Annotated in this window: 9 protein-coding genes and 2 pseudogenes; 2 read left to right on the top strand and 9 right to left on the bottom strand. The window is 75.5% G+C overall.

What is annotated here, in order from left to right:
- Nucleotides 1-59: 59 nt before the first annotated feature.
- From blsF to PUR56_RS30505, 6 genes are all read right to left on the bottom strand, one after another.
- A complete protein-coding gene (blsF, locus tag PUR56_RS30530; protein ID WP_329951346.1) occupies nucleotides 60-1,073 on the bottom strand; it encodes a CGA synthase-related protein in 1,014 nt (337 codons plus the stop codon).
- Nucleotides 1,061-2,050 (bottom strand): cytosylglucuronate decarboxylase, encoded by a 990-nt coding sequence (blsE, locus tag PUR56_RS30525; RefSeq protein ID WP_329951345.1) that lies wholly within the window; start codon nucleotides 2,048-2,050, stop codon nucleotides 1,061-1,063. The genes blsF and blsE overlap by 13 nt, the downstream gene beginning before the upstream one ends.
- Nucleotides 2,051-2,145: 95 nt before the next feature.
- The gene (locus PUR56_RS30520; RefSeq protein ID WP_329951344.1) at nucleotides 2,146-3,414 is read right to left on the bottom strand and encodes a hydroxymethylcytosylglucuronate/cytosylglucuronate synthase; all 1,269 of its coding nucleotides are present in this window, start codon (nucleotides 3,412-3,414) and stop codon (nucleotides 2,146-2,148) included.
- A 750-nt stretch (nucleotides 3,415-4,164) separates the two neighbouring features.
- A complete protein-coding gene (locus PUR56_RS30515) occupies nucleotides 4,165-5,184 on the bottom strand; it encodes an LLM class flavin-dependent oxidoreductase (RefSeq protein ID WP_329951343.1) in 1,020 nt (339 codons plus the stop codon).
- A gap of 203 nt (nucleotides 5,185-5,387) precedes the next feature.
- Nucleotides 5,388-6,017 carry a hypothetical protein gene (locus tag PUR56_RS30510; protein ID WP_329951342.1) on the bottom strand — a complete coding sequence of 210 codons (630 nt, stop codon included), beginning with the start codon at nucleotides 6,015-6,017 and terminating at the stop codon, nucleotides 5,388-5,390.
- Nucleotides 6,011-7,549: a hypothetical protein gene (locus tag PUR56_RS30505; RefSeq protein ID WP_329951341.1), complete on the bottom strand. Its 1,539-nt coding sequence runs from the start codon at nucleotides 7,547-7,549 to the stop codon at nucleotides 6,011-6,013. Before PUR56_RS30505 ends, PUR56_RS30510 begins: the two co-directional genes overlap by 7 nt.
- A gap of 225 nt (nucleotides 7,550-7,774) precedes the next feature.
- On the opposite strand from PUR56_RS30505, the gene PUR56_RS30500 reads away from it, so the two are divergent.
- Nucleotides 7,775-8,515 carry a class I SAM-dependent methyltransferase gene (locus PUR56_RS30500; RefSeq protein WP_329951340.1) on the top strand — a complete coding sequence of 247 codons (741 nt, stop codon included), beginning with the start codon at nucleotides 7,775-7,777 and terminating at the stop codon, nucleotides 8,513-8,515.
- Nucleotides 8,516-8,545: 30 nt separating this feature from the next.
- On the opposite strand, the pseudogene PUR56_RS43650 reads toward PUR56_RS30500, so the two are convergent.
- Together PUR56_RS43650 and PUR56_RS30495 are read right to left on the bottom strand one after the other, a co-directional pair.
- Nucleotides 8,546-8,770, bottom strand: a pseudogene (locus tag PUR56_RS43650) (helix-turn-helix domain-containing protein); the annotation flags it as partial.
- A gap of 522 nt (nucleotides 8,771-9,292) precedes the next feature.
- The gene (locus tag PUR56_RS30495; RefSeq protein ID WP_329951367.1) at nucleotides 9,293-9,928 is read right to left on the bottom strand and encodes a DUF4360 domain-containing protein; all 636 of its coding nucleotides are present in this window, start codon (nucleotides 9,926-9,928) and stop codon (nucleotides 9,293-9,295) included.
- A gap of 473 nt (nucleotides 9,929-10,401) precedes the next feature.
- On the opposite strand from PUR56_RS30495, the pseudogene PUR56_RS30490 reads away from it, so the two are divergent.
- Nucleotides 10,402-11,621: pseudogene (locus tag PUR56_RS30490) on the top strand (glycosyltransferase).
- Nucleotides 11,622-12,009: 388 nt separating this feature from the next.
- On the opposite strand, the gene PUR56_RS30485 reads toward PUR56_RS30490, so the two are convergent.
- On the bottom strand, nucleotides 12,010-12,825 hold the full coding sequence (locus tag PUR56_RS30485) for a thioesterase II family protein (protein WP_329951339.1): 816 nt from the start codon (nucleotides 12,823-12,825) through the stop codon (nucleotides 12,010-12,012).
- Nucleotides 12,826-13,414: the final 589 nt, after the last annotated feature.

Here is a 13,414-nt window from a genome sequence, read left to right as displayed (position 1 = left end):
CTGCGGCGAGCTCACCGCGGGGCGCGCTCGGGGGCGGCGGGTTCACCGCGCGGGGGCGCTCACGGTGGGGCGAGCGCGAGCTGGCGGACGGTGCGGGCGACGCGCTGTGCGCCGCGCAGGTCGTCCAGGGCCGGATCGAGCAGGTGCCAGGGCCCCGCCGCGGTCGCCTCGGACGGCTCCCACAGGCCGGGGTCGTCGGGGTCCTCCGCCGTCGGCAGGGGCAGGACCGCGGCGACCCGGGCGGCCAGGTCCCGCTGGGCGGGCCCGAGCGGTGGCAGCAGGGTCAGGGGAGCCCGGCGCGCCTGGGCGAGGGCCAGCACCCCGAGCACCGGCGAGGCGAGGAACACGGCGGCCCCGGCGTGCAGCGCGTCCGGGTCGACCTCGGAGGCCCGGTCCACCCGGAGACCCGGGCGTTCCGCGCGGCCCTCCAGGGCGGACCGCAGGAGGTCGAGCCCGGTGTCGGCGACCACGGTGCAGCTTCCGGTGCGCCGCAGCGCGGCGTCGGCGAGCTGCGGCAGCGGTCCGGTGGCGAAGGCCTCCGCGTCGGCGTCCGGCACGCCCCAGAGGGACAGCAGCAGGAGGGTGCCCGAGCGCGTCCGGCTGCGGCCGGTGCGGTGCGGCGCGAGGACCCCGGTCGGGCGGGCGGCCCCGGCGGCGGGCCCGGACCGCGGCAGCCACCCGGGCCGGTGGGTCCGGCCGAGCGCGCGTTCCGGCGGCGCGTCGGCGGCGGACGGCCCCGGATGGCCCGACGCCAGGTGCACCACCGGAACGCCCAGGGCCAGCAGCCGCTCGGTGGCCGCCAGGTCGTCGCAGACCAGTGCCACGACGGGTGGCGGGTCGGGGTCCGGCCCGTCCACCCGGTGGAGGTCCCCGAGGTGGGCCGCCACCCGGCGCAGGGCGAGCGTCGAGTCCAACTGGCCCTCCCGGGCCCTCAGCAGCACCCCGGGGCCGCACGGGGCACGGCCGTCCGGAGCGTGCGGGGCCGACCGGACCTCCGCAGCCTGCGAAGTCTCCACCGACGAGGTCTCCGCAGCCGGCGGGGCGGTCTCCGGACCGGAGGTCAGTAGTGCCACGGTCCCACCGTCCCGAGCCGGGCCACGTCGTCGCTGTAGCCGGCGGCCGTGGTGGAACACCCGCTGCACACCTCGGGGCCGCGCTCGCGGAAGTAGTCGGCGTGGGACCGGAAGACCGGGGTGTCCAGCCGGATCACCCCCTGCTCCCGCAGCGGTGCGCCGCCGGGCCCGTCGTCACCGTCCCGGTGCGGGATGCAGCTGCACGCGTACATCCGCCCGTACTTGCCGTCGACGTAGATGACGTCGTCGGCGACGTGGCACAGCGGCTCGGCGGCGCGCGGGGTGACGGACCGGGTGAAGTACCGCTCCTGCTCCTCCGGGGTGTCGCCGTAGAAGCGCTTGCCCATCGGGACCAGGACGGCGTCCGGGTCCGCCTCGTAGAGCGGATCACAGACGGTGCGGACGTGGTCGGCGTCGGGGTAGGTGACGGTGCGGTCGAGCTTGAGGGCGGACAGCTCCCACTGCTGCACCCCCGCCTCGGTCAGGACCTGTTGCAGCTGCGGCATCTCGGTGTAGTTGTGCGGCCCGACCACGGTGTTGACCCTGGGCAGGACGCCGAGCGCGGCGGCGTCGCGCAGGCCCTGCAGCCCGCTGTCGAACATGCCGGGGGACCGCCGGTAGACGTCGTGGGTGGCACCGGAGGAGCCGTCCAGGCTGACGATCACCTGGGCCAGGCCGGCCTCGGCCAGCCGGGCGGCCTGCCGGGGCAGCAGCGAGCCGTTGGTGATCAGGGACATCCTCATCCCGGCGGCCGTCCCCGAGCGCACCAGCTCCACCACGTCCGGGTGCATCAGCGGCTCCCCGCCGGTGAACCGGACGTACCCGACGCCGGCGTCCCGGGCCTTGGGCAGCAGGTCGTCGAAGTCCTCGCGGGAGAACCGGAACGTGTCGCGGGAGAGGGCGAACTCGCACATGAAGCAGTCGGCGTTGCAGGCTTCGAGGATCCTGATGAAGAGGTAGCGATCACGTGCACGCACGGGGCGGGACCTTCCAGGCGGTTCACGGGACGGAGGCGGGGCGGGGTCGAGGGCGGACGGAGCAGGGGCGGGGACGGCCGGACCCGGCCGCCGGGTCAGGTGGACGGGTGCGCCGCGTCCAGGACTTCGAGCAGGGCGTCGGCCACCTGGGCCGCGCCTCCGGTGCCGACCGCGGTCGTGAGCGCGCCCCAGTCCTCGACCTCCGCGGACCGGCGCAGCGCCTCCAGGACACCGTCCCGCAGGACGCGCCCGACGGCTCGGTGGTCGTCGCCCCGGGCCGCCGCCTCGATCGCGCCGTAGATCAGCTCCAGGGCGTGGTCCTCCCCCTCGGAACGCAGCGCCAGCGCCTCGTCCTCGGCGAGCACGTCCTTGGGCCAGGGCACCCGGAGCCGGGCGTCGAGCGCCTGGCTGTGGTAGCGGCCGTTGAAGATCTGGCTGAGGTTCTGCGGCGGCAGGCAGATCGTGGGGACGTTCAGGCCGCCGGCCTCCAGCAGGGTGGTCAGGCCCGGCGAGGTGAGCAGGACGTCGCTCGCGGCCAGGCGCTCCAGGAACGCCCCGTGGCCGAGCGGGCCGGTGGTCGTCCGCGGCGGGGCGATCGACGCGTCGACCAGCCGGCCCGCCAGGTCGGCGGGCAGGTTCCCGGCGATGTGCACCTCCTCGACGCCGTGGGCGGCGAGGGCTTCCAGGACGGCCGGCACGACCAGGCGCGGGTAGTTGCCCGGATCGCCGAGTCGCGGGGCCCGCAGCCCGCCCAGGCTGATCAGCGCCCTGCGGTACGGGCCGCCGGTACTCCGCCCGCCCGCGGGCCCCCCGGCGGCATGCGCGGACCCCAAGGCACTCGGCGCGGCGATGACCGCCTCGACCCAGCGCAGGGCTCGGGCGCCGGCGAGGACGTCCAGGCACTCGGACGGCAGCTCGACGCTCCGCTGCGCGCAGTACACCGTCGTGTCCAGCGGCAGGGCGTCCCGGTCGCCCTCGGACCAGAGGAAGGGCAGGCTGTCGACGAACACCGTCGGCACGCCGGCCGCCAGCAGCGCCTTCGCGGCCGCGCCGTCCAGGACGACCACGGCGGCCCGCACACCCTGCGAGCGGACGATCTCCCGGACCGCCGCGGCCAGCCGCTCCGGATCGGCCGGCAGGTCGTACCAGCCGTCCACCGTGTGCTCGGCGAGCAGCGGCCGGCCCAGCCCGGAGGCCAGGCCCACGAAGCGCAGCGGCGTCGTCGGACGGCGCCGCAGCGCGGAGAGCACGGCGCTGAGCTTCCCCGAGCTGCCCCATCCGAATTCGGCCCCCACGAGCGCGACGGTGGCGGGGCCGGACCCCGGGGCGGGGTTCTCGGCGGGCGCAGCGACATCGGACGGCATCGGTTGTCTCCCGCATTCCTGAAAAGGCCGGCAGGGTTGGCACCGGGACATCCGCCGCACGCGTGCACGGAGCAGCCCCGGGAGGGATCACGCACCCCACCGTGCGGTCGACGCGGCGAGGCTTCCTTCGACCACAACCGTTACGCATACGGCCGACCGGCACAAGGGCCCGATTCGGCATTCATGCTCACGAGTGAATATCCCGATCTGGCGACTAACTATCATCCGAAGATCGGTAGTTGATGATCCTTCAGGGACCTCCTGCGTCACGTAAAGGACGCCGGAACGGACGCCGGAACGGCACCGCCGGCCGACCGTTCGACGGCCGCAGGCCGATCCGGTCCGGCAGGTCCCCCGCGGCGTACCGGCGGGAGGTGGGGCGGCGCCCCGGCACCGGCGCGGGCGGCACGACGCCGCCGCGCACCCTCGCGGCGGAAATCCCGGTCCGGTACGGGCCGTTCCGACCCGGGGCGCGCCTGCGGTCACGCCGCAGTCGATCGGCAGACGGCGGGCGGCGGGCGGCGCGATGCCGGGACGGTCGAGGACGGGCGCGCCCGACTCGGCCACGCCCAGGGGCCGTCGGACGGTGTGGAGACCGGCGTCGAGACCGGGTACGGGGCGCGCGGGGACACCGTCATTGCCGCCGCGGCCGGCACCCCGCGCCGGGTCGCACCGGGAGGTCCCGACGCCGCGCGGTGGCGAACAAGCCCAGAGGTCGGCGCGGTCGGCCACGCCGCTCGCCGCGTCGGGTCAGACGGTCGGCTTCCACCCCAGCAGGGGGGCGAGCCGGGTCGCGATGTCGGTGAGGATCTGCACGTAGTCCTCGTGGCCGAAGGTGAACGGCAGCGCGAAGACGGCCTCGTCGACCTCCCGGAACGCGGCGTGCGCGTAGAGCTGTTCGGCGATCTCCTCGGACGTCCCGACCAGGTCCGGCGCGAACATCACGCGTGCCGGACCCTGCGGGGAGGTGGTGCGCGGGAGCCGGTTCAGGGCGTACTCCCGGTACTTGGCGCGCTGTTCGGCCGAGGCGCCGTCGGTGGGGATGACCACGAGTCCCTGGGAGACCCGGGCGCGCGCGCCCTCGGGGTGGTGGGCGCGGAAGGCCTCGATCTGCGAACGCTGGATCTCGGCGAAGTCCTCCGCCTCCTCCGCCCGCACCACGTTGCTGGTCAGCAGGCTCAGCCCCTGCTCCCCCGCCCACCGGGCCGAGCGCAGGCTCCCGCCTCCGTACCAGATGCGGCTCGCCAGGCCGGGCGCGACCGGCTGGACCCGGTCCGAGAACACCTCGATGCCCTCGACGCCGCTGAAGTCGGTGGCCGGCTCGCCCTTGACGAAGTCCAGCAGCCGCCGTACCCGCTCGTAGCCGAACTCCTCGGCCTCGGCGGTGTCCGGGTACAACGCGGGGGCGACCTGGTCGAAGTGGCCGGGCCGTCCGACACTGATGCCGGGGTTGAGCCGGCCGCCGGACAGGATGTCGGTGGTCGCGAGGTCCTCGGCCAGCCGCAGCGGGTTCTCCCACCCCAGCGGGATGACCGCGGTGCCCAGCTGGATGCGCCGGGTGCGCTGCGAGGCCGCCGCCAGCACGGCGACGGGCGAGGATATCCCGTACTGGAGGTGCCGGTGGCGCACCCAGGCGCTGTCGAATCCCAGCTGCTCGCCGAGCTCCATGAGCTGGAGCGTCGACTCGTGACCCCGGCCGGGGTCGGCGGGGTCGAACAGCCCGATGGTCAGGAACCCCAGCTTGCGAAGGGGCTGCGAGGGCAGCGGCACCGGTTCCTCCGTTTCCGCGACGGGCTCGGCACGGAGCGGCGCGGTTCGACTGTCACGACCCGGGGACCGATCGCCGGGCGTCCGACCCACACTCACACGTGGGCCGGAGGCGATCAAGTGCCGCACGGGTAACGCCATCGGGGGCAACACGCCCGTGACGTCGCCGCAGCAGTCGGCCGCGCGCCGGCGCCGCGCGGCGTCCGTCAGTCCGCGGTGCGGAACAGCGGCTTGCCGGCGTGCAGCCGACGGCAGATCCGCCGGTAGCTCGGCCGCCCCAGCTTGGGCGGCCGGCCCTCCCGGGCCCGTTTCGCGCCCCCGTCGTACAGCTGCGGGACGAGGATCTCCCGCGCGGCCCTGAGCTGTTCCCGGGTCGGGTCGTAGGAGTCGATCTCGGCCTCCAGCTCACCCGTGCCGTAGGAGGAGGACTTGTCGCTCAGCACCAGCGCCCGCCCGTGGACGGCGCCCGCCACCTCGAAGACGAAGTCGTTGTAGTGGCCGCAGACCATGCCCTCGGCCCGCAGGTCTCCCCCGACGTACACCGAGCCCCAGGAGACGAGGTCGCGCACGACGAGGTCGCCGAGGACGACCAGCAGGCCGATGCGGGAGACGTAGTCGTCCACGAACCCGTGCACCACGAGGTCGCCGTCGACGATCAGCGCGACGTCGTGGTCGAGGTCCTCCGGCACGACCAGGTCGCCGTGGTGGACGTACCAGCCGTAGTCGGGGTCGTCGAGGTGGTCGGCGATCTGGGTGTGCCGGCCGATGCGCTCGGCGTACGCGCCGGCGTCGGACAGGCGGTCGAACCGGGCCCGCCAGTCGGAGGTGGTCAGCACGGGTTCCCCGTCTCCCCTCGTGCGGCCGCGCGCAGGGTCCGGACCTCCAGCAGGTCGCGGGCCTCGGCGGCGTGGTCGTCGTCCGAACACCCGGCGATCGCGGCGAGCACGGGCACCGGAAGCTCGGGGTTCTCCATCATGGTCGAGCAGTACCGGTTCTCGGCGGCCCAGCCGAGCAGGACGTCGCGCGGGGCGGCCGGGTTCCTCGCGAGGTCGTCCAGGTCGTGGCCCTCGGGCGACAGGGCGGCCGCGCGGGCGTACTCCGCCAGCGCCTCGGGCGGGACGTGCCGGTTGGCGACCGCCCGGCTCAGGTAGTAGACCGGGCTCCCGACCATCGCGGCGAGGACCTGCTCCGGCGGTTGCGTCCCGACCGCCCGCTCGATCCGGTCGAAGCTCGCTCGTTCGGCCTCGCCCTCGACGTTCCGCCCGCTGTAGTCGAGCCCGAAGCCGATGAGGAGATCGGCCGGCCAGTTCGGCTGGGACATCGCGTTCCCCTCGTGGAAGTACGGGTTCAGCTCCAGCGCGTGCAGGCGGCGCAGCGTCTCGGGCGGGGTCGCCGGGTGGCCGAGGACGGCGTGGACGAGGCGGCGGCGCTCCTCCCGCTCCTCGGGGTCGGGCTCCCGGCCCGCGGCGGTGTCGTCGTCGGCGAGCCCCGCCAGCGTGTCGGCGAGGCGGGTGAGGGCGGCGGGCGGGGCGAGGCGGTTGTCGGAGAGCTCCGCCAGCACCCTGCGGTCGGGATCGGCCGCGAGCGCGGTCAGCTGCGCGACCGGGGTGTACCAGTTGTCCGCCGTCGCGGCCCGCACCCGCGGGTCGGGGTCCTCGGCGAGCCGGGCGAGCGAGACGGGGTCGTGGTTGCGCCACCGGGTGGCGACCAGCGCGCGGACGGCCGGGTCCGGGTCGCCCGCGAGGGTGTCCAGCACCGGTGCCAGGTCGCGGTGCCCGCGGCGTTCGACGGCCGTGCGGCGCACCCTCGGGTCCGGGTCGGCGAGGTCGGCGGCGCTGCTGCGTCCGAGGGCCGTCAGGACGCGGCGCACGCGCGGGTCCGGGTCGCCGACCAGCGCGTCGAGTTCCTCGGGCCGCGCACCGACCCGGCGGGCGACGGTCAGCCGGACGTCGGCGCAGGGATCGGCGACCAGGACGGCGGCCACCGAGCGGGGCAGCTTCTCGCGCGCGGCGAGTGCGCGGCGCACGGCGACCGCGGGGTCGGCGGCGAGCGCCTTCACCGCCCGCCGGGGCGTGGCACGGTGCACGGCGGCGGCCCGCCGCACGCCTTCGTCGGGGTGGGCGGAAAGCCGGGCCAGCCGTGCGGGAGCGGTGGCCGGCTGCGCGGCCAGCGCGCGGGCGACGGGTGTCCACCGCGGCACGTCACCGCCCGCCTCGGCCCGCACGGCGAGTTCCTCCGCCAGGTCGGCGGGCAGGCCGATCCGGGACGCCACGATCCGCGCGAGCGCGGGGTCGGCGGCCAGCTCGCGCAGCCGCGCCGGCGGCGTCGCGCGGCGCCAGGCCTCGTCCACCAGCAGATCCGTCGTCATCCCGCCCCCTCGTCCTGCCCCCTCGTCCTGCCCGTTCCGGGCCGCCGTGCGGTGTCGGCCCGGCCGCTGCCGGGCCACCGTCCGGCCACGGGGCAAAGCCTCGCACGTACCACCGACACCGCCGGCACCACCCTCCTCGACGGCCCCGCCGGGCTCCGGCAGGCCCGGTCGGACCGTGAGCGGTTCGTTCAAGACCGCGGGCGTCGCCGCTCCGAGACTGCTCGCATGACCGAGCACACGACCCGCCGAACGACCGACGAACCCTCGGCCGGCCACGCCGCCGACCCGACGACCGGACGGGCGACCGGGGAGGTGACCGGCCGGGCCTTCACCCCCGCCACGGGCCGGTTCGCCCCGGTCCGCTTCTACGACCCCCTGATCGCCCTGACCCGGGAGCGGCTGTGGCGCGGGCTGCTGGCCATGCACGCCGCACCGCGGCCCGGTGACGTGATCGTCGACGTGGGCACCGGCACCGGCTCACTGGCCCTGCTGCTCAAGCGGGTCGAGCCGCGGGCGAGGGTGGTCGCCGTCGACCCCGATCGCGAGGTGCTGGCGCTGGCCCGGCGCAAGGCGAAGGCCGCCGGTGCGGACGTCGAGTGGCGGGTGGGCATGGGTGACGCGCTGGCGGACGTCCTCGATCCCGGCTCGGCGGACACCGTCGTCTCCGGCCTGGTGCTCCACCAGTGCCCCCTCGCGGTGAAGCGGTCCGTCCTCGCGTCGATGTCCGAGGCGCTGCGGCCCGGCGGGAGGCTGGTGATCGCCGACTTCGGGCTCCAGCGGACGCCGCTGATGCGCCTCGCCTTCCGGATCGTGCAGCTGGCGGACGGGAAGGAGGACACCCAGCCCAACGCCGACGGCGTCCTGCCCGGGCTGATCTCGGAGGCCGGCTTCCGGGACGTCCGCGAGGCCGAGGTGGTCTCGACGGTCAACGGTTCGATCTCCGTCCTCGTCGCCCGGCGGGGCTGACGGCCGCAGCGCGAGCAGGACGGCGGAGGGGGTGAAGCCGATCATCTCGCGCATCTGCCGGCTGAGGTGCGCCTGGTCGGCGAAGCCGCCCGTGATCGCGGCGTCGGCGAGCGACTGCCCCTCCCGCATGGCCTCGGCCGCGCGGGCCAGCCTCCGCCAGATGCGCCAGCGGGCGAGCGGCAGGCCCAACTGCAGCCGGGCCAGGGCCCGCAGGCGCTGGGGTGAGAGTCCGACCCGGGCGGCGAGGTCCGGCATCGGCAGGCTCCGGTCCGCCAGCAGGTCCAGCGCCGCCGACAGCCGGGGGTCGAGCCGGCTCGACGGCCGCCCGCCGGCCGGTCGCAGGTCCGCCTCGCGGAGGTCGCGCAGCTCGGACGCCTCGGTGACGCCGGCACCGCAGCGGTCGCGCAGCCGGTCGGCGAAGGCGCAGTGCGGGTCGACGAAGAACGTCCGCAGGTGCGGCACCGCGAGCAGGCGGTGCCGCACCATCGGCGGGACGAGCAGCGCCTCGGCACGGTGGCGGACGCCGTCCGCGTCGACCATGGCGACCTCGCCGTGGACGGCGACGGCGATCTGGAAGGCGGCGTGCCGGTGCGGGGTGCTGTCGGATGCCGCCGGTCCCTGGAACCACGCGTACCCGTGGCCGACCGCGAAGCCCCGCACCGGTTCCCTCCCTGCCCCCATGTCCCCGATCCTGCCAGCCGGTTGACGCCCCGGCGAGGTCGGCCCCGGCACCACGGGCCGACCTCGCCCCCGCCCACCGGGTGGTGGGCGGACCGGTCAGGGGCAGCGCTTCCAGGCGAGGTGGTAGACCGTGTTGACGTTGCCGTCCGTGGAGTCCATGGTCATGAAGCTGGTGGTCCTGCTCGTGTCCGAGGTGCCTCCTTGGACCCGGATCTCGGTGTTGATGTTGAAGTTGCGGAGCTCTCCGCAGGGCGCCCAGACCAGGGCGGCGATGGCGACGTTGTCGGTCGCCTGCCAGCTGTCGTCGAGCTCTCCGCTGAAGCGGTGGCTGAGCGCGGCGGTGTCGGGCGAGCCCTGGAAGTAGTAACTGGCCTTCTGGATGGCGGTCGCCCCCTTCTCCAGATGGGCGAAGCCCCGGTAGTCGGCGGCGGCGATCGCGTAGGTGAAGCCCTGGGGAACGTGGACGTTGAGGTTGAGCTGACAGTTCTTCCGGAAGTCGGTGGGCTTGGAGCCCACGCCGACCTGCGCCACGTACTGGCTGTACGTCACGGTGAAGGCGGTGTTGTCCGGGGAGATGGCGACCGCGGCCGTGCCGGCCGGGCAGCCGGAGCCGTTGACGGTGGCCACGTCGATGACGATCTTGTCCGGCGGAGGCGTCGTCCAACCGGAGGCGCCGGCGGTGCCGGCCAACGGGGTGGCGAGCAGGATCGCGGCGACGCCGCCGATGGCCATGAGGCGTACGGACACGGGTGTTTCCTTCCGTCCAACCGCCGGCTCCCGGTGACGCACCCCCACGTGCGGACCCGGCCGGCGAGTTGTCTGTACATGTCAGCACGGAGAGTCCGGCCCCGTACAGGGGGCGCAGTAGGGCGTACTAGGCAGCGCCGGGGCAGACAAATCAGCGCTCGGCTGCGCGTTCACGCCGGGCCCCGCCCCGGGGGCGCACCACCGCGCCGCGACCGTGGTTCTCCTCCACGCCAGGGGAGTTCCACCGTCCGCGGCGGAACTCGGCGGAACGGCGGAACCAGGCGGAATCGGGGGAACGCCGAATTCGGGCGAAGAAAGAGGCAAGGGGAGAAATCCGCTCCTTGCCACTCTCAACGTACAGCCCATCAGGGGGCTTGCGGCAAGGCCCCCGCAGTGGCCCACAATCTCCGATCGAAGCCGGAACTGCGACTCCGGACCTGCGAGAACCGGAGACGGAAATGCGCGCGCTGTTGTCTGCCTACGATTCACGCGGGGGCGTCGAGCCGCTGGTGGCCCTCGCGGTGCGCCTGCGGGAGTTCGGTGCGGAGGTCACGGTGTGCGCACCGCCGGACGAGGAGTTCGCGAAGCGGCTGGCCGGGGTCGGCGTCGAGCTGGTGCCGACCGGCCGGTCGGTGCGGGAGCTGGTGACGGGCCGGACGCCGCCCTCGCCGGGCGGCGTGCCCCGGCGCGCCGCCGAGATGGTCGCCGCGTTCCACGCGAACGTCACCGCGGCGGCGGCCGGGGGGTGCGACGTCCTGGTGGCGACCGGCCTCGTCCCGGCCGCGCCGGGGTGAAGTCGGTGGCCGAGAAGCTGGGCATCCGCTATGTGTACGCGAGTTACCAGCCGGTGAGCCTGCCCTCGCCGCACCACCCGCCGATCCCCCGGCCGGGCCGGCCGCTCCCGCCGGACGTGACCGACAACCGGGTGCTGTGGGACCGGGACGCCCGGGACGCGCAGGAGGTGTTCGGCGCAGCGATCAACTCCCACCGGGTCTCGGTCGGCCTGCCGCCGGTGGACGACGTCCGTGACCACGTCTTCACCGACCGGCCCTGGCTGGCCACGGACCCGGTGCTGGCGCCCTGGGAGCAGCCGGCGGACCTCGACGTGGTGCAGACCGGCGCGTGGGTCCTGCCGGACCTGCGCCCGCTGCCCGCCGACCTGGCGGCGTTCCTGGACGCCGGGGCTCCGCCGGTCTACGTGGGCTTCGGCAGCATCCCCCTGCCCGACCCGGCGGGCGTCGCCCGGGCGTGCGTCGAGGCGGTCCGTGCGCAGGGCCGCCGGGCCGTCCTCTCCCGTGGCTGGGCCGACCTGGCCCTGGTCGACGACCGGGACGACTGCTTCGTCGTGGGCGAGGTCAACCACCAGGCGCTGTTCCGCCGGTCGGCCGCCGTCGTGCACCACGGCGGCGCGGGCACCACGACGACGGCCACCTGGTCCGGCGCGCCCCAGGTCGTGGTGCCCCAGGGGGCGGACCAGCCGTACTTCGCGAGCCGGGTGACCGGCCTGGGCATCGGCGCCACCCACGACGGCCCGACCCCGACCGCCGCCTCGCTGTCCGCCGCGCTGGCGATCGCGCTGGCCCCGGAGACCCGCGAGCGGGCGACCGCCGTCGCCGGCGCCTTCCGCACCGACGGGGCGGCGGTGGCCGCGGGGCTCCTGCTCGACACGGCCGGCTGAGGACGACCGGCGGCGGGGGCCGGGTCCGCGGGGCGCCCGGGGAGCACCGCAACCGGGGCCACGTCGGGTTCCGCGCCGGCGACGGCCGGGTCGTGCACGCCTGGGACGCGGTCAGGGTCGAGGACCACCTGGCCGTCGACGAGGTGGCCGTCCCGCCCGGCCGGGAGCCGCCCTCCTCCCTGGGCCGGGTCCCGGTGCAGCGCGTCTTCGAGGGCCACCGGTCGCGGGACCGGACCGCCGAGGGCGGCCCGGAGACGGCGGCGGTCCGCGCGCAGAACACCCGGTTCGGCACCCCGCAGCAGTCGGTGACCGAGGTCCTCCCGCTCCCCGTCGTCCGACGGACGGGGAGCGGGAGGACCTCGGCGAGACGTGCGCGGCCCGGCCGGCCTCAGCCGGCGCCCGGGCCCACGTCGCCCGGCCCGGCCGCGGCGGCCCGGGAGCCGGGGGTGCGGAAGGCGGCGATCTCCTCGGTCAGGGCCCCGGTCACCGCGCCCGGCCGGGTGGCCAGGTAGAAGTGGCCCCCGGGGAAGCTCCGGAGCCGGAACCCCCCGTCGGTGAGCTCGGACCAGCGCTCCGCCTCCGCCCGGGTCACCTGGGGGTCGGCGTCCCCGGTGAACACGGTGACCGGGCAGCGCAGCGCCGGTCCGGCCTGGTGGGCGTAGGTCTCGACGGCCGTGTAGTCGGCCCGCAGGCTCGGCAGGATCATCCGCTGGATGTCCTCGTCCTGGAGCAGCGCGGAGTCGGTGCCGTTCAGCCGCTGGATCTCGGCGAGGATGCCCGCGTCGTCGCGCAGGTGCACGGTCTCCTCGCGCGCGGTCGTCGGGGAGCGGCGGCCCGAGGCGACCAGGCCCAGCAGCCGGACGGAGGACTCCTTCTCCAGGCGCCGGGCCGTCTCGTACGCGAGGACGGCGCCCATGCTGTGCCCGAAGAACACCACCGGGCGCTCGGTCCGGGGGCTCAGTACCTCGCAGATGCCCTCGACGAGTCCGCCGATGCTGTCGAGGCACGGTTCGGACCTGCGGTCCTGCCGGCCGGGGTACTGCAGGGACAGCACCTCGACGTCCGGGGAGAGTGCGGCGGACAGCGGCTGGAAGTAGCTTGCGGAACCGCCGGCGTGCGGGAACGCGACCAGGGTGAGGCCGGCCCCGGGGGCCGGGTGGTACTGCCTGAGCCAGAGTCGGCTCAGCTCCAGGAGGTCGGGCATGCGGTGGGTCCGTTTCTCGTGGTTCGGGTCGTACCCGGGGGACGGGGCGGGATCACGCTCCGGGCAGTCTGTCGGTAGAGCATCAGGTCCGTAAAGCAGATCATCCGGTGTCGGACGGTCAGGCCCGGCCGCGTGGCGGACCCGGTCCCGGTCGGCGGCCGACAGCAGGACCCGGGCCGGCCCGCCCTCGCGGACCACCACGCCACCGGCGCTCGACGTCGGAACGCCGAGCGCCGCGCCACCTTGGCCTGCCGCCGGGCCTCCTCGACCGGCACGGCACCCTGCCGGTGGCCGACGAGGATCCCCGCCCGACCCGGCCGGCCGTTCGGCCCGGCCCAACTCCCCGGGCCGGTCACCGGATGCGCCCGGTTCCCCGGGCCCCGCCGGCAGGACGTCCGGGAGGAGCCGTACGGCTGCGTGCCGGAGCAGGACCTCCGTCCGCAGCAGCGCCGGGACGTCCGCGTCGGGCCCGGCCGTCCTCGCCGGCCCGGCCGCCCGGACGGTCCGAACGGCCCGGTCCAGGGTGAATCGTCAGCCTTTCGGAACCGCCCGGTCACCCGACTGTGCCCACCCGTACCGCCACCGGCGA

The organism is Streptomyces sp. BE303, assembly GCF_036290945.1.
Lineage (GTDB): Bacteria > Actinomycetota > Actinomycetes > Streptomycetales > Streptomycetaceae > Kitasatospora.
The sequence above is the reverse complement of the archived record's forward strand: the minus strand, read 5'-3'. Positions and strand labels throughout refer to the sequence as shown.